Source organism: Methyloceanibacter sp. wino2, assembly GCF_003071365.1.
GTDB lineage: Bacteria > Pseudomonadota > Alphaproteobacteria > Rhizobiales > Methyloligellaceae > Methyloceanibacter.
In genome coordinates this window covers 1497387-1519474 of record NZ_CP028960.1, presented here as the reverse complement: position 1 = coordinate 1519474, position 22088 = coordinate 1497387, and the positions used below count along the sequence as shown (strand labels likewise).

The window sequence follows — 22088 nt, the reverse complement described above, 5'->3', positions numbered from 1 at the left end:
GCCGCGCCAAAGCCCCAACGGCCGCGCGGACGTGTTGCATGGCCGCGCGGGAGCGCGACATACGAGGGTGCTGCAAAACCTCGGCGCATGTAGGCATCGTGCCCAAGCGCGGCTTTGCATGAAGAACCCTGCGTGATGGGGAACTTGAAAGAGGAGTCCGTGCTGCTGAGCCCGGCATTTCGGGCGCGGCTGATTCACGCGGCAGCGCAGCGGTGCCCCTGACGTGGGGCACAGCGGCCTGATTGTCAAGCGCCTCGTCTCCGACGGCGACTTCGTGACGCGTTGGCGTCAACACGTAACGTTTGCTTTGTTCGGCGCAACGAAGCGCCGGTCGTGCGAGCGCTCCTGGACGTTGGCTGTGCGGTGCAGTACCCATCGCTGCGGGGAATCAACAACACCATCGAGATTGACCGCCGGACCTACGGCGGCGCGGGGGACACAATGCTGACTGAGGGTGCGCTGTTTACGTTCGTCGCGGGGCTGTTCGCGATCATGAACCCGGTCGGCAATGTTGCCGTGTTCGCCAGTCTCACCGAGGGATCATCCAAAGACGATATCCGCTATTCGGCCTGGACGTGTGCCATCGCCTGTATCGTGACGCTGCTGATCGTGACCTGGGGCGGTAACTACGTCTTGGACTTCTTTGGCATCAGTGTCGATGCCCTCCGCGCGGCCGGCGGCATCATCGTTCTCCTGATCGGCCTGAACATGCTCGCGAACAACGATCAGCATCGCCACACCGCTGCCGAGACGGAGGATGCCAAGACCCGGCCCGAGATCGGCGTCGTGCCCATGGCCATCCCGATTGTCGCCGGTCCCGGCACGATCGCTACCGTACTGGTCGCGGCCCAAGACCGGACGTGGATGGGCCGGATCGAGATCTCGGTTGTCGTCCTGGTCATGTGCATTGCGGTCGGACTTCTTTTCAGCATGGCCAAGCCCATTGCCGACCGGATGGGCGTCGCCGGCATGGCCGTCGTGACGCGGCTCATGGGCATGATCCTCGCGACGATCGCGATCACGATGCTGGCTCTCGGCTTCAAGGGATTGTGGCCCGGACTGGCCTGACGCGCCTGTCCTATCAACGCCTCCGGTGCCCGAGCCTTTCGCCCCCGTCAGGACTCAAACCTGGCTCATACGGTTCCACGCATCGAGCCCGGCTACCTTGTAGGCCTCGGCAAGGGTCGGGTAGTTGAAGGTGTTCTCGACGAAGAAATCGACCGTGCCTTTGAGGTTGATCACGGCCTGGCCGATATGGATCAGCTCGGTCGCGCCCTCGCCGATGATGTGCGCGCCGAGAAGCCTGCGGGAGTCCAGCGCGAAGATCAGCTTCAGGAAGCCGTTGTCCACGCCCATGATGTGGCCGCGCGATGTCTCGCGGAACCGCGCCACGCCGCACTCATAGGGCGTACCGCTGGTCCGCACTTCTTCCTCCGATTGCCCCACGGTGGAGATCTCCGGCACCGCGTAGATGCCGTACGGAAACGCTTCGGGCGGCGGAGGGGCGGGCATACCGAACGCGTGGCAGGCGGCGAGACGCCCTTGCTCCATCGACGTCGAGGCGAGGCTCGGAAATCCGATCACGTCGCCCGCGGCATAGATGTTGGGAACGGCGCTCTGAAACGTCTCCGGGTCGACTTTCAGCCGGCCGCGCTTGTCGGGTTCGAGCCCGATGGCCTCGAGGTTCAAGCTCTCCACGTTGCCGGCACGGCCGGCGGCGAACAGCACGAACTCCGACGACACCTTGCGCCCATCGTTCAACGAGATCGAAACGCGATGATCGGATTGAGTGATGTCCTTCACCGCCGCCCCGAGGCGGACGATCATGCCCCGGTCGCGCATCTGATGGATGAAATCCTCGACCACCTCCTTGTCGAGAAAGTCGAGAATGGAGTCGCGCCCCTCGATGAGGGTGACGGGAACGTCGAGCGCCGAAAAGATGGTTGCGTATTCGACGCCGATCACGCCGCCGCCGATCACGGTGAGCGAGCGGGGCAGATGCTCGATCTCCAGGATGTCGTCGCTGTCGTAAATGCGCTTGCCGTCGAACGGAACATGGCCGGGACGAAAGGGACGCGTGCCGACGGCGATCACGGCCTTGTCGAAACCGACGGTCCAGGTTTCGTCGGACTCGGTGGTCAACTCGACCTCGTTGGGACCGATGAAGCGTGCACTGGCGAGAGCGAAGTCGACCATGTTCCGCATGAACTGGTGTTCCAGCACCTCGACCTCGTGATCGAGAGTCTTGTAGAGACGCTCGGTGAGGTCGACGGCGCTGATGTCCTGCTTCACCCGATAGGAGCGCCCGTAGAATCCGCGCTCACGCCAGCCGCTCAGGTTCAGGACGGTTTCACGCAAGGTCTTCGACGGGATCGTGCCGGTGTGGACGGAAACGCCGCCGAGCCGCCGCCCCCGATCGACGACCATCACCGACTTTCCGAATTTCGCCGATTGCACGGCTGCGCGCCGGCCCGCAGGGCCGCTGCCGATCACCAACATATCCACCTTGTCCATGTTCCCCCCTTTATGGATCCCCTTGGGCGCAAAGCGCAGTGCTGGCACATGCAAGTTTCGTACAAGTGACGGGGGCGCGAGAAACCGCAGAACCCTTTGACTTCTCCGGAAGAGTTCGCGCGCAAGGGCCGCGCGCGGGGCGGTTTTGCTTGCAAAAACGGCACCCGTCGCCTATTTGCCCAGGGTCGGATCGGCCGGGGGGCGCTTCTCACATTTGGCGTTCGGGAACCGGATTTCCTTGGGTGATTCCGGCACGGCTAGGGGCTGTACGACGATCCCGCATGTCTTCGTGCGGCGCGTCTCTTGTGGGGCTTTGAGCAGCCGGGATTTTAGCGGCAGCCGCGAGCGAGGCGTTGCGGCGGCGCGGGCAACGGGCCGACGGCGCCAGCGAGGCTATGCTTCGAGATGCACCGTGCATGCGGCGCGGGGCGGCTAACTAAGTAAGGGTGTGTTCCTGATCTTCCGGCGCACGAACAGCTACGACCGTGAACATCAACGTCGCCCCATCCGTCAATATCAACTCCATCCTGCGAGATTGGGTCGAGCGGCAACCCGCCCGCCGGTTGTTCGCCTTTGTCGACTCCCGGGGCGAGACGCTCGAGGACTATGACTATGCGGGGTTCGCGGCGCGCGTGGAGACGCTCGCCGCGCGCCTTGCCGAAACAGATGGGTTGCAGCCCGGCGACCGGGTCGTTCTGGCCTATCAGCCCGGCATCGAATTGGTCGCGGCGCTCTTTGCCTGTTCGAAGGTGGGGCTTATCCCCATTCCGACACCGCCCGTCAGCGCCTTCGACTTCGTTGCCTGGGTCGGACGGGTCGATCACATCGTCGCGGACAGCGGCGCAGCCCTGTGGCTTGCCTGCGGTCGGACGCGCGAGTTTTTCGCCGAAGGCCGCCAGCGCTACACCGACCCGATGCCGCGTGCGGCTGCTGACCGGCTTGACGCATTGCGGGTCATCGAGACTACGGCGATTGAGACGGATCCGGATGCAGCGGCGCCGGACAAGCCCCACCCGATCGCCTTTCTGCAATACACGTCGGGCTCGACCAGCAATCCAAAAGGCGTGTGCGTGTCGCATCAGAACCTGATCGCGAACTGCGGTGCAGCGGTTCCTCGGCATGGCGAGGTTGCCGTGACCTGGCTGCCCCAGCATCACGACATGGGACTGATAGGCTATTACATCTATGCGGTGCTGTCGGGCAGTACGACTTGGGGTTTGTCGCCGCGCTCCTTCATGCAGAACCCGTCCATCTGGCTGGAACTGCTGACGCGCCACAAGGCAACGGCGACCTCCGTCCCCAATTTCGCGCTCGAACTGTGCCTCAACGAGCGCCACGTGCCCCCAGCCAAGCTCGACCAATACGATCTGTCGACGCTTCGCACATTCATGGTCGCGGCCGAGCCCGTCTCGCCGGAAACCTTCGAAGCCTTCCGGCGGAAGTTCGCGCGCTGCGGCCTCAAGGACGAGGCCTTTTTCGTGGCCTATGGCCTTGCGGAGTTCACGCTCGCCGTATCCAGCCGCGGACGGCGGTCCGTCTCCGTGGATCGGCGCCGTCTCGCGCAAGGGCAGGCATCGCTCGTGACCGAGACGACGGGCGTAAGCCATGCGCTGCCTCTCATGAGCTGCGGGCACGCGCTGGGCGACACCGATATCCGGATCGTCGATCCCGACACGGGCATCGAGGTGCCTGGCGGCCGGACCGGCGAAATCTGGTGCGCCGGCGCCGGGCGCGCCATGGGGTATTGGCAGAAGCCGGAAGACAACCGCGAAATCTTCGATGCGCGTCTGGTCGATGCGGCCGGCGTCGACAAGCCGTTTCTGCGCACCGGCGATATCGGTTTCACGCAGGATGGCGAACTTTTCGTCTGCGGCCGCCTCAAGGACATGATCATCATCCGGGGGCAGAACATCTACCCCGAAGACATCGAGGCGCTTGCGCTGCAGGTCTATCCGGAATTGCGCCGCAACGGCGTCGTGGCGTTCTCGTCCGGCGACGGCAATGAGATGGACATTACGCTCGTGGCGGAAATAGCCCGCGGCAACGAGATGCCCGACGAGGTCGAGATCGTCCGGGTGATCCGCGAAGGGCTGCAGGTCCCCGTCGCGCGCGTCGTGTTCGTGCCGCCGCGCTCGGTGGCCCGCACGAGCTCGGGCAAGGTGCGCCGCGCCCGCACGCGCGAGCTTCTGGAAACGGGGCAAATGCCGATCCTTGTCGACACGCGCCATGCCTTGGCTGCAGTGCGGACGGACGGCAAATCCGATGTTTATGAGTTGGAGCTTCTGAAGGACCGCTACGGCATCACCGGCGAAGAGGACTACACCCTCTTCGACGCCGGCATCGACTCGCTCGATCTCGTCGTGTTCCTGAATTGGATCAAAGACTCGCTCGTCGACCGCAACGCGCCGGAACTCGCAGAGCGCGTCAATCCGCGCCTTCTGTCGTCGATCTCCATCCGCGATCTGTTTGCGCTCGTCCGCCAGTTCGTGACCGCTCCGGCCGCCGCGACGCGGGCCATGGCCGAGTTCTTCACGTCAGCCTATGAGGCACGGGTCGCCGCCGAGAAAGAGAAGATGCTGGCCGATCGCAGCTACAAGGCGGTCGACCGCCGCGTCGCCACTCCTGCCGGTCAGAAGATCGGCACGCTGCTCACGGGCGGCACCGGTTTTCTCGGCCCGTTCCTGATCGATGCGCTTCTCGAGCAATCGGACGAGGACCTGCACGTTCTCGTGCGCGGGCGTAGCCAGGAGCAGGCCCGTGCGCGGCTGGACAAGGCCTTTCTCGAGAACATCGTCGATCCCGAAAGCCGCAAGGCTTACGAGGAGCGGGTTCACGTGGTCCTTGGGGATCTGGAGGCGCCGCGTCTCGGGCTCGACGATGCGGCCTGGTCTCGCCTCGCCGATGGCGTGGACACGATCTACCACAACGGCGCGCTGGTGAATTACCTGCTCACCTACGACCACATGCGGGCTGCGAACGTCGTCGGCACGTCCGAGGTGCTGGACCTGTGCTTCACCGGCCGCGACAAGGTGCTCAACTACATCTCGACCACCTTCATCTTCGGCTGGGCGGTCAAGGATTTCCTTTACGAGAGCGACAACAATGACGGCATGGACCGTCTCGACTTCGGCTACAGCCAGACTAAATGGGCCGCCGAACAGAAGGTCTTCGCCGCCATGCGGCAGGGGCTCAAGGCACGTGTCTTCCGGCCTTCGCTCGTCACCCCGGCGCTGAACGGCAATGGCGGCAATCTCGACATCGCACTGCGTCTGCTGAGCTTCATCGTGAAGCACGGGCTCGGGGTGACGGCAGGCAATCAGGTGAGCTTCATGCCCGCGGACATCTCCGCCGGCAACATGATTGCCATCGCGCGCCAGGGAGAGACCTTAGGCCAGACATTCCATGTCGTCCGTGACGAACACGAGACCATGCCGATGATCACCGACATCATCGCGCAGCGCCTCGGCACGTGTTTCGAGATGTACGACCTCAAGAGTTTCGTGCCCCAGGTCATCCGGCGCTGCACGCGGGCGGACCCGCTCTATCCGCTGCTCGACTTTCTTGTCGGCTCCGTGGACAATATCTCGCGCATGGAATTCAAGCGCTACGAGAGCAGCAACTATCAGCTCGCCCGCGACCGGGCCTTGACCACTCATGCCGACCCGCCGTTGGACGTGGTCGTCGACGGCATCTTGCGCTTCCTGAAGGTCCGGAACCTGGTCTAGGGCGCTTCGGCGTCCCGCACCGATGGCCGAGGCTTGTCCGTTACACGTGTGTCGTCCGCCCCGACTATGCTGATGAAAATATCAGGACAGCGAAATGATCGGGGGCACTTCATGGACACGGCCTTTATCAATCCATTCCACTTTGCCTCCGCGACGGCTGTTCTTGTGTCCGTTGTCGTCACGGTCGTCGTTCCGTTCGCATTGGACCTCGCGTTTCGCAACGCCGCTGCTTAGAAACCCGCGCAGCCGAACGCAGGCGCGTTAGGCAGCTCAGGCCTTTCGTTTGAAAGGCGATCCGTCGGGTGTGGTCAGCCGAACTCCCGTCGCATCGCGATGCAGGACCGCATCATGGTCTGGATAGTGAACCACTTCCTCTGAGGCCCTGGTGCCGACGATGAGGATTATCGCGGGATCAGCGGAGCGATTCTCGAGGCAATGCGCGATCGGGGTCCCGGCGCTCCAGCCCGCGGCATCGCCTGCGTTGAGTACGGTCTCGGAGTCTTCGACGAGCACGAGTTGTCCGAAAATCACGTAGATGAATTCGTCCTCGTTCTCGTGCCAATGCCGCACGGACGACCGCGAACCCGGCGCCAACCGCTCCATGCGGACGCCGAATTGGCTGAGACCGGCAGCATCGCCGAGCACGATCTCAGCATACGGGCCATGATCCTCGCCGGTGATCGCGTTGATGCCGCCCGGTTTTTCGGCCCATTCGGGAATGTCGATCTTTGGCATGGACGTTGAGGTAAGCGAGTCGGGGCAGCCGCGCAACGCCGCCCGGAAAGTGCGATTGTCCGATCATCTGGCGCCGCGCCACGATGCTGACACGGGCGAGCGGGAAGACTAGCGTGGAACCCGTCCAGAGGATGGAGGAGCGCCATGATTACCCTTTACACGTTCGGCCCGGCTTTCGGCCTTCCCGACATGAGCCCGTTCGTCACCAAGGCCGAGATGCTGCTCAAACTCGCCGGTCTCGACTACCGCACGGACCCAAACGGCTTCAACAAGGCGCCGAAGGGCAAGCTCCCGTATATCGACGACGACGGGGAGGTGATAGCCGACTCGACGTTCATCAGGCGTCACATCGAACGAAAATACGGCATCGATTTCGACAAGGGCCTGGATGCGGAACAGCGCGCGACCGCATGGGCCTTCGAGCGCATGTTCGAAGATCATGCCTATTGGACCTTCCTGCATGCGCGCTGGGTGGATCAAGGCAATTTCGATCGCGGACCGCGGGTCTATTTCGAGCGCATGCCGATGCCCATGCGGCTCATCGTGCCACGCATTGCGCGCCGCCAGCTCAAGGCGCAGATCATGGGGCAAGGTATTGGACGGCACTCCGATGCGGAGATCGTCGAACTGGGGACGCGCTCGCTGGATGCGGCCGCGGCGTTTCTCGGTCAAAAGACCTACATGATGGGCGAGGAACTGAGCGGTCTCGATGCCACGGCTTTCGCATTTCTCGCTGGCGCGCTCTGCCCCATTTTCGAGACGCCGCTGCGAACCGCGGCCGAGCGTCACGACAATATCAAAGCCTATGTCGGCCGCATCACCGAACGCTTCTATCCGGACTATGGCGAACTGCTCCAATGGACGGCATAGCGTCGGCATAGAAGTCCGTCCGCATTCAGAGTGTCGCGCAGTCGAGGCTTCGATGAGCGCGTGATCGTGCAGATCCGCTGTCACAAGAGTTGAACGTTGCTGCCCTAGGCTCCCCTGGCGATCGAGCCATGGGGGGCAGTCATGGATCAGGCCGTTATTGCGGAGAAGGTCAAGGACGGAGACGCGCGTACCGTCCAGGACTACATCGACGAGACGCCATTCTGGGCCGACGGAACGTCCGTGCCCGACGGGCCCATGAGCGGCATGCAGTGGCGGATCTGGTGGCTGTCCATTGCCGGCAAGTTCTTCGAAGGTCTGGTCGTCTTCATGACCGGCGTCGCGCTCCCGCTGCTCGCCAAGGACTGGGATCTGACGGCGGCCCAACACGGCATGGTCGGTGCGGCGACGCTGTTCGGCATTCTCGTCGGTGCAAGCGCGCTCGGCGCCCTGTCCGATTATTTCGGACGCAAACCGATGTTCGTCTTTGAGATCGGCCTCTTCACGCTCTTTCTCGCGCTGATCGTTGTGTCGCCAGGCTTCGTCTGGTTCATCGTCTGCCTGTTCGGTCTCGGTCTTGCGCTCGGCTGCGACTATCCGACGGCTCATGTGATGATCTCCGAGAGCACGCCATCGCGCATCCGCGGACGGCTAGTGCTCGGCGCCTTTGGGTTCCAGGCGGCGGGGGCCCTCGCCGGCACGGCGGTTGGCTATTTCGCCTTGAGCCTCGACCCGGACGTCGGCGCGTGGCGCTGGATGTACGGCGCCGCGCTCATCCCGGCTCTGCTCGTTCTCATCGGCCGCTTCTACGTCACCGAGAGCCCCCATTGGCTTGCGGAGATGGGACAGGATCAAAAAGCCGAGCACGAGCTCAATCGGCTGCTGCAGCGGCATCCGCCCTATCCGCCCCGGTTCAACCTTCCGGCCGCAAAGGCCGAGGCAGCCGCAAAGAAGGAATCCGGCTATAGCGCGCTGTTCAAGAAGAAGAACCGCCGTGCACTCGTGCTGGCATCGGTGCCGTGGTTCCTTCAGGACCTCGGCACTTACGGTATCGGCATTTTTACGCCGACCATCCTCGCCGCCTCCTTGGGACACAAACGCGAGCATGCGCAGAACGTCGCTGATCTGGTGCACAACGATCTTCTCGCCGCCAAGGGCGCGGCCATGATCGACGTCCTGCTTCTGTTGGGTATCGCCATCGCCGTGCTGCTGTCCGACAAAGTCGGACGGATCAAGCTTCAGGTAGTCGGCTTTGTCGGCTGTGCCGCCGGTCTCTTCATCGCGGCGCAGTCGGCGCTGTTCTCCAACGATGATCCCTTGAAGCTCGTCCTGATCTTCGCCGGCTTCATGCTGTTCAACTTCATGACCAATCTCGGGCCGAACGCCCAGACCTATCTGATCGCGGGCGAAGTCTTCCCGACCAAGGTCAGAGCGAAGGGCGCGGGGCTGGCCGCGTCCTTCGCCAAGATCGGCGCCTGTACCACGGCCTTTCTCTTCCCGATCCTGCTCGCCGATATCGGCACACAGGCGCTTCTCTACATTCTCGTCGGAACTTCGCTGCTCGGCGCGCTCGTCACCTGGCTGTTCCGGATCGAGACCAAGGGCGTGAAGCTCGACACCGTCGGTGTCGAGCTGAGGTAGGCCCTCGCTAGAAATAGTCCGGGATGAAGGTCTGATCCTCGAGCGGCGGCCGCACGTAGTCGCCGCCCTTGGGCCGCGGCGGCAGCGACGGCGGCGTCGGGGTCAGATCGCCGTACTCGATCTGGCTGAGCAGATGCGTGATGCAATTTAGCCGGGCGAGCTTCTTCACGTCGGCCTTCACCACATACCAGGGCGCCTGCTTGATATCGGTATGCGCGAACATGTTGTCCTTGGCGCGCGAGTACTCGACCCAGCGCGAGCGCGACTCCACGTCCATCGGGCTGAGCTTCCAGCTCCGGGTCCGGTCGGTCATGCGCTTTTGGAAACGCCGCTCCTGTTCCGCATCGCTGACGGAGAACCAGTATTTGATGAGAATGATGCCAGAACGCACCAGCATGCGCTCAAATTCCGGGCAACTCCGCAGGAACTCCTGATACTCGGTATCGGAGCAGAAACCCATGACGCGCTCGACGCCGGCGCGGTTGTACCAGCTGCGGTCGAACAGGACCATTTCGCCGGCCGCCGGCAGATGCGGCACGTAGCGCTGGAAGTACCAGGAGGATTTTTCGCGTTCCGTCGGCGTGCCGAGCGCCACGACACGGCAGAGGCGCGGGTTGAGGCTTTCCGTTATCCGCTTGATAACGCCGCCTTTTCCGGCTGCATCGCGGCCCTCGAAGATCACGACCACGCGGAGCTTCTCAGCCTTGATCCACTCTTGCATCTTCACCAGCTCGACCTGGAGCTTGGCGAGTTCCTTTTCGTAGAGGTCGTTCTTGATTTTCCGGGTTTTCGCTTTCACGTCCCCGACCGCGAGGTCGGCGGCAGCGAGTTCTTCATCGGACAAGTGCTTGGCCAGCTTGCCGTTTTTCTTCGGCTTCTTGTCCTTCTTCGACTTCTTCTCCTCGTTCAGGATCGCATCCATGGCTATTCCCTCTCGTTCCTGGCTCTGACGTCCTGCCAACGCGGACCTTGCAGGGCCTCAAGTCTTGCCGGGTGCGTCGCGGACGGCGATTGCCGCCGTCGGCGCGGCGCGTAAAGGGATTAGCGGTGCAACAAAAGTGCCATAATGTGTCTGAGCACGCGTATTGCGTGCTACTCGGCGTCGTCGTCAGTCTCCTCCGGACAGTCCGGGCCGAGATACTTCCCGTCGATATTCACGCCCATGCGGCGGATGGCGCCGATCGGCGGATCGAAGGTGGTCTTCATCGTGCCGTGGTAGCGCGTCTCGAAGTCTCCGGTGAAGGTGGAGCTGATGATCTGTTTGCCGTCCTTGTTGCTGCACTCGACGGTGACGATGATTCCCTCGTTGAGCGGGGTGAGTTCCGGCTCCGTGCAGTCCGACCCTTCGGGCCGGATGATGTCGTCGTTTTCACCGACACAGACCTTGCGGGTCGTCATGCCGGACACGGGCGCCACGGTTGTGATCTCCCAGAGACCGGCCTTGCGCTGCGGTGCCGCGACGTCGGCAGCGGCAGCGAGCGAACAGGCGGCCGTGCCCAAAGCGGCTGCGAGAATGAACTGACGTACCGGGAATTCCATGGGTGACCTCCGTACCGGGGTGCTTGTTGTGTCTGATATGCGTGTGGTCGCAGACATCGGGGCGTCCGCCAACGCGCGGAGCGTGGGCCTGTGCCCAAAAATGCAGGTGCGATGATCCCGGAAATCCTAGGGAAGAACTTCCCGTCTGCGGATTGCGACCGCCCTCGGACTCCGGGCTTGCACTGAGGGGGCCGTTTGCCCCACTCCTGCGGGCGGACTTGGACTGGAACGAATCGGATGACGACTGAGACGAAGATCGCGACGGCGCCGGCGCCTGCCTCAAACGGCCCCGCGCAGAAAATGGCCGTGACCGTGCTTGCGGCGATCAGCATGTGCCACATGCTGAACGACATCATTCAGTCGTTGATCCTGGCGATCTACCCGATGCTGAAGACGTCGCTCGCGCTCGACTTCGCGCAGATCGGCTTCATCACCTTCACGTTTCAGGCAACCGCGTCGGTGCTCCAGCCCTTTGTCGGCTACATCACCGACCGCTACCCCACGCCCTATTCGCTCGTGGCCGGCATGGGCTCGTCCCTCGCGGGACTGCTCCTGATCGCCTACGCGACCACCTACACCACCGTCCTGGTCGCCGCCGCGCTGATCGGCATGGGCTCGTCGGTGTTTCACCCCGAGTCCTCGCGCGTCGCGCGGCTGGCTTCCGGCGGTAAGCACGGCACCGCCCAGGCCGTGTTCCAGGTCGGCGGTAATTTCGGCACGGCGCTGGGACCGCTGCTCGCGGCCTTCATCGTGCTGCCCTACGGACAAGGCTCCATTGCCTGGTTCTCGGTGGTGGCGTTGGTGGGCATGGTGATCCTGGGCGGCGTCGGCGCCTGGTACGGCAAGGCGCTCAAGATCCGGCCGATCTCCCATCCCGAAGAGCGTGAGGCGATCGCGGCGCTTGGCCGGCGCAAGGTGGCCAAGGCGATCGTGATCCTGATTACGCTCACCTTCTCGAAGCACTTCTATCTGGCGTCGATCGCGAGCTTCTACATCTTCTACCTGGTGCACACGTTTGACCTGTCGGTGCAGTCCGCCCAGCTCTACCTGTTCCTGTTCCTGGGGGCGGTCGCGGCGGGCACGGTCATCGGCGGTCCCATTGGCGACCGCATCGGACGGCGCCGCGTGATCTGGTGGTCCATTCTCGGTGTGTTGCCCTTCACCTTGGCGCTGCCCCATGTGGGCCTGTTCGCGACGGCCGTCCTGAGCGTGATCATCGGCTTGATCCTCGCCTCGGCGCATCCCGCGATCATCGTCTATGCCCAGAGCCTGTTGCCGGGACGGGTGGGCATGGTCGCCGGGCTATTTTTCGGCCTGGCTTTTGGGATCGCTGGCATTGGCGCGGCGCTTCTCGGTCGCTTGGCCGACGCGACGAGCATCACGTTCGTCTACAACGTCTGCGCGTTTCTGCCCGCCATCGGGCTGCTCGCGGCATTCTTGCCAGAAATGTCGAGCCCGTCCCAAGAGGCGGCGCAGGAGAAGCGGCCGCGTGCCGCCGGTTCACCCCAAACTTGACAAGTTAATGACACCCTCCGGTGTCACATCTTGGTCAATTGTTCAGCGCACGTCTTTGTTTTGTCTTGGCCGGCTGATCCGAGACCGCCGGATTAACGTTAATGAGACGTTGCTTTGTTGCGTGACACCGCAGGGGTCCGGAAGTGCGAGACTCTGCAGGCGGTTAACGGTAAAATGCTGAGTGTTGGCGCCGATGCTGAGGCTGAGTTCGGCGCCCTGTTTACGAGTTCTGCGTAACGTACCGGGCGGCGGTCGGCGAGGTCAGTTGTGGCCCGCAGGAACCCCTTGCCCGGATTTCAGTTGTATTGAGGTTCAGTGATTTCTGGGGGTAAGAGATGCGTGATATTCGCGGGGACCTACAAGACCGCGCTGGCTTCCTAGAGGAGCAGATCGGCGCGGCACAAGCGCAATTCGAAAAGAGGATGGAGCTGTTCACGCGCGAGCATGAGTCGAAGATCGCCGATCTTCAGGCCGAGCTCGAAGCGGTCAGCATGCTCATGGAGCGCGAATACCGGCGCATCATGAGCGCGCCGGACGTGGCGGAGGAGCGCCGTCAGACGCAGCCCCAGCCGGCGCCCGAACAGGCTCCGGTCGCGTCCGCGCCTGAAGCGTATGACGAGTCCGACTACGTGGACGAGGAATCTGAGTACCTTCCCGAGGACGAACCTTATCGCAGGCCTGCGGTCGCCGAGGCCGAACCGGCCCGGCGCGAGCCCGAGCCGCGCTATGCGCCGCGCCCGGCAGCCCGCGCCGAGGACGACCACCGGCAGCCCGCTACAGCGGAAGCCCAGCCGCAGCGGCCGATTCCCATGGAGCGGCCGGCAGCGGAACGGCGTCCGGTCGAGACGGCGCCGTATCGGCCTGCCGCCCGCGCACCCGAGCCGCGTCAGGAAGCGCCGCGTCAAGAGGCTCCCCGTCAGGAGACCGTCCGTCAGGAAGCAGCGCGGCAAGAATCGTCGCGCCGTGAGGAGCAGCCCCGGCAGTACGAGCCGGTGCAGCAAGATCGCGGCCCGGCGCAGCGCCAGCCCCTTGCGGACTTCCTGATCCGCAAGCTTGGCGAAGTCGGCAACATGAGCTTGGACGATTTGTGCGGTGTCGCCATCCACGAGGGGTACTTCGCCGAAGGCGACAACCCGGACCGGACGGTGCACATGACGCTCATGAACGTCGTCAAGGCGGGCTTCATCCGGCAGATGCCGAATGGAACCTTCGCTCCGGCTTCCGTCATGGACACGATCAGGCTGCGGCGCGCGATCTAGCGCCGCCGTCTCATTCGGTGGGCCGTCCGCGCAACAGCTCGACGACGTCGCTTCGGATCTTGTCTTCCGTATAGCGCGCCAGTTCCTTGCGATCGGCAAAGTCGTCAAGCGGCACGGGCGGTCCAATCCGAATGTTGGCTTCGAGGGGCCCTAGCCCCAACAGCCGCCAAGCGTGGCTGGCCATGTCCATGTCGCCGTACCAGGCGACTTGCGGACGGCCGCGCCGGCCGAGCGGCAACCCATAAGCTTTGGTATAGGCAAGCGCCAGCGTCTGAACGGAGACGTCGGACTCCGTCGTGTCGCTTGCGGGCGGCTTCACCGCCGCGAACAGCGCCGAGCGGAAGGGCAGCACCCCATTGCCGTCGCTCGATGTGCCCTCGGCGAAGAACACCACATGGTCGCCCGCCTCGAGCCGGTCGAGAATTTCGTTTGCCTTCGTGCTTGTCTGCGTGCGCCGCTCGCGGTCAACGAAGACCGAGCGCTGCAGCTTCGCCAGCCATTTCACGAAGGGCCAGGTCGAGACTTCCTGCTTGGCCACGAACGAGACCGGCGCCACGGCGGACAACACGGTGATGTCGAGCCAGGACACGTGGTTCGAGACGACGAGCACGCCGTTCCGGCGCGCAAGCTCACCATCCACATTGATGCGGACGCCGACGATCCTGCAGACTTGACGGTGATACCAATGCGGGAAGGTGCGGGCGAACCGAGATCGTGACCGGACGAACAGGTGCTGCAGGGGCATCAAGGGCAGGGTGAAGGCGAAGAAAGTCGCCAGCACCAGGAATGCGCGCACGTTTTTCATCGGTCAGGAGCGAAGCGGGCGAGTATCGGCGGCGGACGAGAAGTTCAAAGCATCAATAGCAGGTTCGATTCCCATACCGCGTGATGCAGATCCCGCGCAAGGCGGGGTTTTCGGCGCGGACCCGCAGCGGTTCGACCCTGCACTCCGTCCGGACATCGCCCCCGCCGAAATTGAACGTATCGCAGACCTCGCGGCGTCCGGTCTGGACGAGAGTGATGTTCATTTGCGACGGGAAGGCCACTTTCACAGGGGCCGCAGCGGGCGCCTGCTCGGCGGTGGCAGGACTTGGCGCTGTTGCCTGGGTTGGGGTTGTTGTCGCTTGCGGCGTGGGCGGGCCTTCCGCGTCGAGCGAGATCGCGTGCTCCGCAAAGGCGAGCGAGGTCAGCAGCATCAGCGCCGTCGCCAAGAAAACGCGCAAACCCATAACGCACCCCTTCATCCCGTTAACCTTTCGTTAACGTTGTCCCGGGGCGGGCCGGAAGTCAAACCTCGCGCGCGGGGAACAGGCGACGCCTAAGTCTCGTTCTTGTCGTTCTGAGGTTTGAGCGGCTTACCGAAGAGCTCGAGACGGTGGCCGATCAGCTTGAACCCCAGCTCAGCCGCGACGCGTTCCTGCAAGCGTTCAATGTCTTCGTTGGTGAACTCGATGACGTCGCCCGTGGTCACGTCGATGAGGTGATCGTGGTGCTCGTGGTCACCCGGTTCGTAGCGCGCGCGGCCATCGCCGAAATCGTGGCGCTCCACGATGCCCTCATCTTCAAGAAGTCTCACGGTGCGATACACGGTCGACAGGGAAATGCGCGGATCGCGCTCCGCCACGCGCCGATAGACTTCCTCGGCATCGGGGTGGTCGTCCGCCTCGGACAGAATCTGCGCGATGATGCGCCGCTGGCCGGTCATCCGGAGGCCCCGCTCGGCGCAAAGGCGCTCCAACCTGCTCTCACGCCTGGGCTGCTTTGGCATGGCTCTCGTCGGGCGCGACGTGGTCGGCGCTCGGCCGATGATCGGCGCCGGCACGGCTCGGGTTGTTCGCGACATCGCGCATCATCGGGTCGTGGGTCCTAAAGGGCAAGAACGAAGATCAGGACTGAAGGTCGAGGCGCAGCACGGCGGCATCGCCGCCGTCCTCGTAGTAGCCCGGGCGCCGCCCGACTGCCTCGGCTCCCAGCTGCCGGTAAAGCGCGAGCGCGGTTGCATTGGTCTCGTCCACTTCCAAAAAGAGAGCCCGGATTCCGCTCGACTTGAGGGCCTCGGCCGCGTGCCGCAAAAGCGCCCGGCCCACGCCGCGTTTCCTCAAGTCGGCCACAACGCCGATCGTGAGCAACTCCGCCTCGTCGCCTGCCGCGCGTGCGATGAGGAACCCGGCCGGCTGGGCGTCCTCCGCGCCAACCGTCGCCAGAAGGCACAGCGTTGAGGGGCCTGCGATGAACTGGGCCATGGCCGCTTCGTCCCAGGCGCGCTGCTGGTGAGACTGTTCGCCTGTAGCGAAGCAGGATTGGTGGAGAGCGGCGAAGAGCGCGGCGTCGAACGGTGTTGTCCGCCGGATTCGGACGCCCGCCGCGTCTTCGTGCCTTGTCACGGCCGCCGCTCCAGAGCCGTGTTCTGAGGCTTTGCATCCGGAGGCCTCAAATACAGCGGCCGCAGGACCGGAATGCGTTCATCGCTCTCGGCGGCGAGCTCGGCCAGCGTCATCGCGCCGGGTTGGAGGTCAGGCCGGGTAGGCGCCAGTTCCTGGTTCCTTGCCGCAGCCGCTTCGGTCAACAGGCCCGCCCCGCTTCCAACAGCGACGGCAACGCCGGCGGGCAGACGGGCTGCGGCGTCCTCGGGCGTGAGAAGCGCGGGACCGTCGAGCCGCGATCCATCGGGCGCGAAGAGGCCGAAATAGAGCATGCCCCGCCGCGCATCGACGGCGATCGCGAACGGCCTTTCCGGGACAAGGCCCTCCCGAAGGGCCCGCCGCGCCATCACCGTGAGACTGTCTGTGCCGAAAAGGGTGGCCCGGCAGGTCAGGGCCAGCCCGCGTGCAGCCGCAATGGCAATGCGCACGCCCGTGAAGCTGCCGGGCCCTTGCGTGGCGGCAATCGTGTCGAGGTCACCTGGTGCGAGGCTCGCTTCAGCCAGGACCGCCTCGACCATCGGCATCAGCGCTTCCGCGTGGCCGCGCAGCATCTCGGTCTCGCGCAGGACTTCGAGCTGCGCGGAAGGGCCGGTCCGCAGCACGGCAGCCGAGCAGACTCCCATGCTCGTATCGAGCGCTAAGATATTCATGAGGTGGTCTTAGAGGATGCGGGCGACTTGGTCGAAGTCGAATCGCGGCGACCGGGGACGCAGCGCCGAGCTGTCGCCATAACCGAGATTGCATAGAAAGTTCGATTTGACGTTCGTGCCGTCGAAAAACGCGGCGTCGACGCCGGCCGGGTCGAAGCCCGACATGGGTCCGCAGTCGAGCCCGAGGGCCCGCGCGGCCATGATGAGATAGGCACCCTGCAGCGTCCCGTTGCGGAAGGCGGTCTCGGCGATCTTTTCGGGCTTGCCGGTAAACCAGCTCTTCGCGTCCGTATGCGGAAACAGCTCGGGCAGGTGTTCGTGAAAGTCGAGATCGTGGCCGATGATCGCGCAGACCGGTGCCTGCATGGTCTTCTCCCGATTGCCTTCCGACAGAAACGGCTTCAGCCGTTCCTTGGCTTCGGGCGACTTCACGAAAACGAATCGTGCGGGGCTGCAATTGGCGCTAGTCGGTCCCAGCAGCACTAGCGACACGAGTTCGCGCAGCAAGGCGTTAGGCACATCCCGATCCTGCCAGGCATTGTGCGTTCGCGCGTCGTGAAATAGCTGTGCGAAGGAGCCGTCTGGGAGGCGGTCCGTCAAATCGGGCGGACTTCCTGCACTTCCGGAATGAAGTGCCGCAGCAGGTTCTCGATGCCGTGCCGCAGCGTCGCCGTGGAACTCGGGCAGCCGGAGCAGGCGCCGCGCATGTGCAGATAGACCACGCCGTCACGATAGCCCTGGAACGTAATGTCGCCGCCATCCTGGGCCACGGCGGGCCGGACCCGCGTATCGAGCAGTTCCTTGATGGTCTTGACCGTGTCCTCGTCCTCGGGCTCGAAGAACTCTTCGCCGCCCGGCTGGATCTCGTCCGCCTCGTCCACGGTGACTTCGCCGGACAGGTAGTGCTCCATGATCGCGCCGAGGATGGCGGGTTTCAGGTGCGGCCACTCGCCGTCGCTCTTGGTCACGCTGATGAAGTCGGAGCCGAGGAACACGCTGGAGATGCCGTCGATCTCGAACAGCCGCGAGGCAAGCGGTGACGCTTCGCCCTCGTCGCCGGCGCGGAACTCGAGCGCGTCGTGATCACCAAGGACGGTTCGTCCAGGGAGAAATTTCAGGGTCGCCGGATTTGGCGTCGCCTCGGTCTGGATGAACATGACGGACCCTCTTCTGAGTCGAATCTCAATAGCTTAGAATTATTCTATACTTGTGACTCCAAGACCTCAAAGTCAAGGCGGCACCAGCCTAGATTTGCCTGTCTTGAGAGGCCGCAGCGCCCTCAAGCGAGCGCAAGAATTTCCTCCGCCGAAAGATGCCCCGGAACGACGGTAATCGGCGTCGGAAACACGCCTGCCAGTCGTCCGCCCGCGAGGCTCGAAACCAGCGGACCGGGGCCGGACGGATCTTTCGAAGCGCCGAGGACCAGCACGCCGATATCGGGATCCTCTTCGATGAGTTTGGTGATCTCCTCGTCCTTGGAGCCTTCGCGCACGATCTCCTCGGGCTCCAGGTCTTCGAACCCTAGAGCTTTGAGTTTACGTCCAAAAAGGCGAAAGACGGCCTTCGCCTTGTTCAGACCCTCCTCGCGCGCGATTTCCTCCACGCCGAGCCAGTGCATGGCGCCGTCCTCGGGTTCGATGACGTAGAGGAGCGCGAGCTTGCCCTTGGTGCGTTCCGCGCGGCTTGCGGCAAAGGCAAGCGCGCTCTCGCATTCCGGGGTCTCGTCGACGACGACCAGGAATTTGCGCTTGTGACCCTTGAGGTAGATCTGGCGCTTCTGGCGGCGTCGCGCCTGTGTGGACTTCTTGTCGTCTGTTTTTTCGCTCATTGCGCCGCAGGGTACCCGTTCGTGGACTCGGCGCGCATGCTGCCACCTCCGGATGGGCGCAACAAGCCAGTTCTGTGCCTGTCGCCGCCGCGCTCAGGCCAGGTCGATGGCATAGCGTTTGAGGTCTTCGAGCTCCACGAGCTCGAGCGTGGCCTCGTGCGTCGCGGCAAGGACGACCCGTGGCGCCTTACCGGCCTCGAACGCCTCGAGCCAGCGGGCCGCGCACAGGCACCAACGGTCCCCCGGCTTCAAGCCCGGAAAGCCGAAATCCGGCACGGGCGTGGAAAGATCGTTCCCACACGCCTTGGAAAACGTGAGGAACGCCTCGGTCACCTCGACACAGACCGTATGCAGCCCGGCATCCTCGGGGCCGGTGTGGCAGCAGCCCGTCCGGTAGAACCCCGTGAGCGGCCGGTCCGAACACGGCCTGAGGGGATCGCCGAAGACGTTCTTTTGACCTTCGAAGGGATTTGAGCGCCGCTGCAACATGGCCGGGAGTGTGCCCGAAAGAAGCGATGCACGCAAAGACGGCGCATCGCCGCGACGCTGCGGGTCAACGTATGGGATTGCGCTCGGGCACCTGCATCGAGACTTTCTTGGGCTTCGTCCCCAGGAACGCGGCGAGTTCCTCCTTGGTGAGGACCGGCACGCCGGGACCTGCGTCCTTGCTGGTCGCGGCCTCGACGGCGATCTCAGGTAGCTCGTCACCCACTTTAAGCGGCTCCACGCCGCCAGATGTCAGGACGGTCTGACAGTCTTTCGGAAGATCCCCGAGTTTACCGCGTTTCTTCCGGTCGGAAACGCTGGGCCGGCGCCGGATCGGGTCCAAGGGGCTGAAGCCGTGGTCGGTTTGCCACTTGGCCGAGATCTTCAGCTTCTTGTCCCAATACACGAAGGCTTTGTCGTCGCAGCCGATGTCACCTGACACCGGTGATTGGCTGTCGCACCCGGACATTCCCGGCGGACAGTTCAGGCGGACATGAAAATGGTAGTGGTGATTCCACCAGGGGCGGACCTTCGCGAGCCACGCCTTGTTCTTGCCGGCCACATCCGCCCGCGCGCAAAGCGCTTTCTTGATCGCGGGATGGACGAAGATGCGCCCGACCTGCGGGTAGGACGCCGCACGCCGGATGAGCTTTATCTGCAAATCGGTGAAGACTTCGGGATCGACGGTGAAGGGGTCCTTCAGCATCGAGACGGCCGTCATCTCCTCACGCTCGTCTTCCGTCAGCACACGGTCTGGCATGGGCGTCAGCCAAATGTCCGCGTCGAGACCGATCTGATGGCTGGTGTGACCGGTGAGCATGGGGCCGCCGCGGGGCTGAGAGAGGTCCCCGACCAGCAGCCCGGGCCACCCGTCAAGGGCATGCGCGTCGCTGGCGAGCCGTTCCATATAGTCGATGAGCTGCGGCGCTCCCCAGTTGCGGTTCCGCGATACGCGCATCACCTGCCAGTCCGGACCGTTGATGGGCAGCGAGATGCCGCCGGACAGACAGCCCTTGGTGTAGCCGCCGATCGCCCGCGCGGCGAGCGGGGCCGGGTCCGCGACCGATCCGAACAGATCGTTGGCCGGAGCGAGCTTCGCCGGGGGAATATTCTTAGGCGGATCGGGCCGGCGCAGGGGAAGCTCCATGGGGACATCCGCCTGGGCCGCCACGTCTTCGCCCTCGTCGTCGGGGCTGCCGTCCGCCGGTTGCGCCTCGTTGAGCGTGTTGTCTTGCTGGGGCGTATCCGCGCCGGGCGGCGCGACGTGCTGAGGCCGCACGGCCGCCTGCGGCGAGGCTACCTCTGCCGCGGCGATGCCGGTCATCAGGAACAAAAGTGGTAGGCCGATGATCAGCCTACGCATTGTCCTCCAGCCACATGACATGTGCCCCGCTAACTGACGACGTTGAAAGCGAAAGCTTAACACAAACAAGACCAATAGTAGCAGCCTCTTAAGGGTGTTGAATCGGTATGGCTTCGGGCGCGGACGGCTCGCACGGGACATTCAGGAGATGTTCAGCCGATAGAGATAGACTGAGGCCCTCGACTGGTCCGAAGTCGGAGATTTGAGGGCCCACGCGCGTCCGCGCCGCCGATCCTGAGTGTGAGTTGAGCCACGGAGGAGACACAACAAATGCGACGCTTCTTGGTCCTGATCGCGATACTGGGCGCAGCCGCATGCCTGCCGGCCGCGGCATTTGCCGGCGTCGTGGCGCAGATCAATCTCTCGAGCCAGCGGATGCACGTTTATGTCAACGGCAAGCCTGCCTATACGTGGAAAGTCTCGACCGCGCGGCCGGGCTACCGGACGCCGACTGGGACGTACAAGCCGTACAGTCTCGTCAGGTACCATCGGTCGACGATCTACAACGGCTCGCCGATGCCCTACTCGATCTTCTTCAAGGGCGGCTATGCGATCCACGGCTCGTATGAGACGAAGCATTTGGGCCGGCCCGCGTCGCATGGCTGTGTGCGGCTGCACCCGTCCAACGCCGCGCGTCTTTACGCTCTCGTGCAGCGGTACGGCAAGAGCAACACCACCATTCGCATTACCCGTTAGGGGTGCCGGGTCGGACGTTCGTCGCACGCCGGTCACGGCGTGAATTTTGTGCGAACGGCTTGACCGGGACCGGTCCCCGCGGGACGCTTCAGAGAAAATCAGAAAGACTGGGATTGGAGAAACGCATGTGTGATTGCCCCGAACACGCAACGCTGTCGCGCCGTGCGCTTGTCGCCGGCGCCGGTGCTTTTGTTGTGGCCGGTATGGTGCCGCGCGTTGGTGCGCACGCGGAGGACAAGGCGCCGCCACCCAATGCGATTCCTCCCGCCGAGGCACTGGAGCGCCTGAAGGCGGGCAACGCCCGCTACAAGGCCGATGGGGGCAAGGACAGGGACTTCTCGGTAGAGCGCGCCGCGCGCGTCCAAGCCCAGCACCCCATCGCCGGCATTCTCTCCTGCGCCGACAGCCGCGTGCCGCCTGAGATCATCTTCGATCAGGGGCCGGGCGATCTGTTCGTGTCGCGCGACGCCGGCAACGTTGTCAGCAATTACGGACTGGCGAGTTTTGAGTTCGCCGTGACGAGCCTCGGCATCCCGCTGATCTTCGTTCTGGGGCATAGCGGGTGCGGCGCGGTGCTGACCGCGCTCAGCGCCTCCATGCAGCGTAAGGAACTGCCGGGCCATCTGCCCGAGCTGGTCAAGGCGATCCAGCCTGCGGTCATCACGGCACACGGCAAGCATCCCGGCGACTACCTGGCGGCATCGATCGAGGAGAACGTGCGCCTCGGCATGACGCGGCTGAAGACGCAGTCCGAAATCATCGGCGAGGCCGTCGCGGCCGGGAAAGTGAAGATCGCCGGCGGGGTCTACGACCTCGAGACGGGCACCGTGAATCTGGTCTAACGGAG

The 22088-nt window shown here is 63.9% G+C and carries 23 protein-coding genes; 9 read left to right on the top strand and 14 right to left on the bottom strand.

The genetic code is table 11. The features are described from left to right. Positions 1-333 precede the first annotated feature (333 nt). Entirely contained in the window at positions 334-1068 is a 735-nt protein-coding gene (locus DCY11_RS07045) for a MarC family protein (protein WP_208430514.1), read from the top strand. 54 nt (positions 1069-1122) lie between these two features. Here DCY11_RS07045 and sthA read toward each other — a convergent pair whose 3' ends face one another. Beyond that, positions 1123-2514 carry a Si-specific NAD(P)(+) transhydrogenase gene (sthA, locus tag DCY11_RS07040; RefSeq protein WP_108682206.1) on the bottom strand — a complete coding sequence of 464 codons (1392 nt, stop codon included), beginning with the start codon at positions 2512-2514 and terminating at the stop codon, positions 1123-1125. Between the two features lie 485 nt (positions 2515-2999). Here sthA and DCY11_RS07035 point away from each other — a divergent pair, with 485 nt between their 5' ends. Both DCY11_RS07035 and DCY11_RS16040 read left to right on the top strand, forming a co-directional pair. After that, complete coding sequence (locus DCY11_RS07035) at positions 3000-6239, top strand: AMP-binding protein (protein WP_108682204.1); 3240 nt, start codon at positions 3000-3002, stop codon at positions 6237-6239. Between the two features lie 111 nt (positions 6240-6350). Further along, the gene (locus DCY11_RS16040) at positions 6351-6473 is read left to right on the top strand and encodes a hypothetical protein (RefSeq protein WP_256385634.1); all 123 of its coding nucleotides are present in this window, start codon (positions 6351-6353) and stop codon (positions 6471-6473) included. Positions 6474-6509: 36 nt separating this feature from the next. Here the strand turns inward: DCY11_RS16040 and DCY11_RS07030 are convergent, their stop codons facing one another. Then, positions 6510-6974, bottom strand: coding sequence for a cupin domain-containing protein (locus DCY11_RS07030; protein ID WP_108682202.1), 465 nt, complete (start codon positions 6972-6974; stop codon positions 6510-6512). Between the two features lie 144 nt (positions 6975-7118). Here DCY11_RS07030 and DCY11_RS07025 point away from each other — a divergent pair, with 144 nt between their 5' ends. Together DCY11_RS07025 and DCY11_RS07020 are read left to right on the top strand one after the other, a co-directional pair. Continuing rightward, the gene (locus DCY11_RS07025; protein WP_108682200.1) at positions 7119-7844 is read left to right on the top strand and encodes a glutathione S-transferase family protein; all 726 of its coding nucleotides are present in this window, start codon (positions 7119-7121) and stop codon (positions 7842-7844) included. Between the two features lie 141 nt (positions 7845-7985). Further along, positions 7986-9482 carry an MFS transporter gene (locus DCY11_RS07020; RefSeq protein ID WP_108682198.1) on the top strand — a complete coding sequence of 499 codons (1497 nt, stop codon included), beginning with the start codon at positions 7986-7988 and terminating at the stop codon, positions 9480-9482. A 7-nt stretch (positions 9483-9489) separates the two neighbouring features. Here the strand turns inward: DCY11_RS07020 and ppk2 are convergent, their stop codons facing one another. Both ppk2 and DCY11_RS07010 read right to left on the bottom strand, forming a co-directional pair. Beyond that, the gene (gene ppk2, locus DCY11_RS07015) at positions 9490-10404 is read right to left on the bottom strand and encodes a polyphosphate kinase 2 (protein WP_108682196.1); all 915 of its coding nucleotides are present in this window, start codon (positions 10402-10404) and stop codon (positions 9490-9492) included. 170 nt (positions 10405-10574) lie between these two features. Beyond that, positions 10575-11021 carry a DUF3617 family protein gene (locus DCY11_RS07010; RefSeq protein ID WP_159079860.1) on the bottom strand — a complete coding sequence of 149 codons (447 nt, stop codon included), beginning with the start codon at positions 11019-11021 and terminating at the stop codon, positions 10575-10577. Between the two features lie 237 nt (positions 11022-11258). Between DCY11_RS07010 and DCY11_RS07005 the strand changes: the two genes are divergently transcribed. Then, a complete protein-coding gene (locus DCY11_RS07005; protein WP_069443884.1) occupies positions 11259-12536 on the top strand; it encodes an MFS transporter in 1278 nt (425 codons plus the stop codon). 335 nt (positions 12537-12871) lie between these two features. Continuing rightward, positions 12872-13795: a hypothetical protein gene (locus DCY11_RS07000; protein ID WP_108682192.1), complete on the top strand. Its 924-nt coding sequence runs from the start codon at positions 12872-12874 to the stop codon at positions 13793-13795. Positions 13796-13805: 10 nt separating this feature from the next. On the opposite strand, the gene DCY11_RS06995 is transcribed toward DCY11_RS07000, so the two are convergent. The 10 genes from DCY11_RS06995 to mepA form a co-directional block, all read right to left on the bottom strand. Next, positions 13806-14600 (bottom strand): 1-acyl-sn-glycerol-3-phosphate acyltransferase, encoded by a 795-nt coding sequence (locus tag DCY11_RS06995; protein ID WP_108682190.1) that lies wholly within the window; start codon positions 14598-14600, stop codon positions 13806-13808. Between the two features lie 52 nt (positions 14601-14652). Then, positions 14653-15024 carry a hypothetical protein gene (locus tag DCY11_RS06990; protein WP_108682188.1) on the bottom strand — a complete coding sequence of 124 codons (372 nt, stop codon included), beginning with the start codon at positions 15022-15024 and terminating at the stop codon, positions 14653-14655. A gap of 89 nt (positions 15025-15113) precedes the next feature. Continuing rightward, the gene (locus DCY11_RS06985; protein ID WP_245409484.1) at positions 15114-15500 is read right to left on the bottom strand and encodes a transcriptional repressor; all 387 of its coding nucleotides are present in this window, start codon (positions 15498-15500) and stop codon (positions 15114-15116) included. A 181-nt stretch (positions 15501-15681) separates the two neighbouring features. Beyond that, positions 15682-16179: a GNAT family N-acetyltransferase gene (locus DCY11_RS06980; protein ID WP_108682184.1), complete on the bottom strand. Its 498-nt coding sequence runs from the start codon at positions 16177-16179 to the stop codon at positions 15682-15684. Then, the gene (gene tsaB, locus DCY11_RS06975; protein WP_108682182.1) at positions 16176-16868 is read right to left on the bottom strand and encodes a tRNA (adenosine(37)-N6)-threonylcarbamoyltransferase complex dimerization subunit type 1 TsaB; all 693 of its coding nucleotides are present in this window, start codon (positions 16866-16868) and stop codon (positions 16176-16178) included. The genes DCY11_RS06980 and tsaB overlap by 4 nt, the downstream gene beginning before the upstream one ends. A 9-nt stretch (positions 16869-16877) precedes the next feature. Next, positions 16878-17468: a malonic semialdehyde reductase gene (locus DCY11_RS06970; RefSeq protein WP_108682180.1), complete on the bottom strand. Its 591-nt coding sequence runs from the start codon at positions 17466-17468 to the stop codon at positions 16878-16880. Further along, positions 17465-18025 carry a NifU family protein gene (locus DCY11_RS06965; RefSeq protein WP_069443877.1) on the bottom strand — a complete coding sequence of 187 codons (561 nt, stop codon included), beginning with the start codon at positions 18023-18025 and terminating at the stop codon, positions 17465-17467. The genes DCY11_RS06970 and DCY11_RS06965 overlap by 4 nt, the downstream gene beginning before the upstream one ends. Positions 18026-18147: 122 nt before the next feature. Further along, the gene (locus DCY11_RS06960; protein ID WP_108682178.1) at positions 18148-18696 is read right to left on the bottom strand and encodes a universal stress protein; all 549 of its coding nucleotides are present in this window, start codon (positions 18694-18696) and stop codon (positions 18148-18150) included. Positions 18697-18789: 93 nt separating this feature from the next. Further along, the gene (locus tag DCY11_RS06955) at positions 18790-19185 is read right to left on the bottom strand and encodes a DUF2237 family protein (RefSeq protein ID WP_069443875.1); all 396 of its coding nucleotides are present in this window, start codon (positions 19183-19185) and stop codon (positions 18790-18792) included. Positions 19186-19249: 64 nt separating this feature from the next. Further along, entirely contained in the window at positions 19250-20545 is a 1296-nt protein-coding gene (gene mepA, locus DCY11_RS06950; RefSeq protein ID WP_245409483.1) for a penicillin-insensitive murein endopeptidase, read from the bottom strand. A 270-nt stretch (positions 20546-20815) separates the two neighbouring features. Here mepA and DCY11_RS06945 point away from each other — a divergent pair, with 270 nt between their 5' ends. Beyond that, positions 20816-21241 (top strand): L,D-transpeptidase, encoded by a 426-nt coding sequence (locus DCY11_RS06945; protein ID WP_108682176.1) that lies wholly within the window; start codon positions 20816-20818, stop codon positions 21239-21241. A gap of 125 nt (positions 21242-21366) precedes the next feature. Further along, positions 21367-22083, top strand: coding sequence for a carbonic anhydrase (locus tag DCY11_RS06940; RefSeq protein ID WP_108682174.1), 717 nt, complete (start codon positions 21367-21369; stop codon positions 22081-22083). Positions 22084-22088: the final 5 nt, after the last annotated feature.

Coding starts and splice junctions, on each gene's coding strand:
- sthA (WP_108682206.1), bottom strand. CDS start 2,514: ATGGACAAGGTGGATATGTTGGTGATCGGCAGCGGCCCTGCGGGCCGG.
- DCY11_RS16040 (WP_256385634.1), top strand. CDS start 6,351: ATGGACACGGCCTTTATCAATCCATTCCACTTTGCCTCCGCGACGGCT.
- DCY11_RS07030 (WP_108682202.1), bottom strand. CDS start 6,974: ATGCCAAAGATCGACATTCCCGAATGGGCCGAAAAACCGGGCGGCATC.
- DCY11_RS07025 (WP_108682200.1), top strand. CDS start 7,119: ATGATTACCCTTTACACGTTCGGCCCGGCTTTCGGCCTTCCCGACATG.
- DCY11_RS07020 (WP_108682198.1), top strand. CDS start 7,986: ATGGATCAGGCCGTTATTGCGGAGAAGGTCAAGGACGGAGACGCGCGT.
- ppk2 (WP_108682196.1), bottom strand. CDS start 10,404: ATGGATGCGATCCTGAACGAGGAGAAGAAGTCGAAGAAGGACAAGAAG.
- DCY11_RS07010 (WP_159079860.1), bottom strand. CDS start 11,021: ATGGAATTCCCGGTACGTCAGTTCATTCTCGCAGCCGCTTTGGGCACG.
- DCY11_RS07005 (WP_069443884.1), top strand. CDS start 11,259: ATGACGACTGAGACGAAGATCGCGACGGCGCCGGCGCCTGCCTCAAAC.
- DCY11_RS07000 (WP_108682192.1), top strand. CDS start 12,872: ATGCGTGATATTCGCGGGGACCTACAAGACCGCGCTGGCTTCCTAGAG.
- DCY11_RS06995 (WP_108682190.1), bottom strand. CDS start 14,600: ATGAAAAACGTGCGCGCATTCCTGGTGCTGGCGACTTTCTTCGCCTTC.
- DCY11_RS06990 (WP_108682188.1), bottom strand. CDS start 15,024: ATGGGTTTGCGCGTTTTCTTGGCGACGGCGCTGATGCTGCTGACCTCG.
- DCY11_RS06985 (WP_245409484.1), bottom strand. CDS start 15,500: ATGACCGGCCAGCGGCGCATCATCGCGCAGATTCTGTCCGAGGCGGAC.
- tsaB (WP_108682182.1), bottom strand. CDS start 16,868: ATGAATATCTTAGCGCTCGATACGAGCATGGGAGTCTGCTCGGCTGCC.
- DCY11_RS06965 (WP_069443877.1), bottom strand. CDS start 18,025: ATGTTCATCCAGACCGAGGCGACGCCAAATCCGGCGACCCTGAAATTT.
- DCY11_RS06960 (WP_108682178.1), bottom strand. CDS start 18,696: ATGAGCGAAAAAACAGACGACAAGAAGTCCACACAGGCGCGACGCCGC.
- DCY11_RS06955 (WP_069443875.1), bottom strand. CDS start 19,185: ATGTTGCAGCGGCGCTCAAATCCCTTCGAAGGTCAAAAGAACGTCTTC.
- mepA (WP_245409483.1), bottom strand. CDS start 20,545: ATGCGTAGGCTGATCATCGGCCTACCACTTTTGTTCCTGATGACCGGC.
- DCY11_RS06945 (WP_108682176.1), top strand. CDS start 20,816: ATGCGACGCTTCTTGGTCCTGATCGCGATACTGGGCGCAGCCGCATGC.
- DCY11_RS06940 (WP_108682174.1), top strand. CDS start 21,367: ATGTGTGATTGCCCCGAACACGCAACGCTGTCGCGCCGTGCGCTTGTC.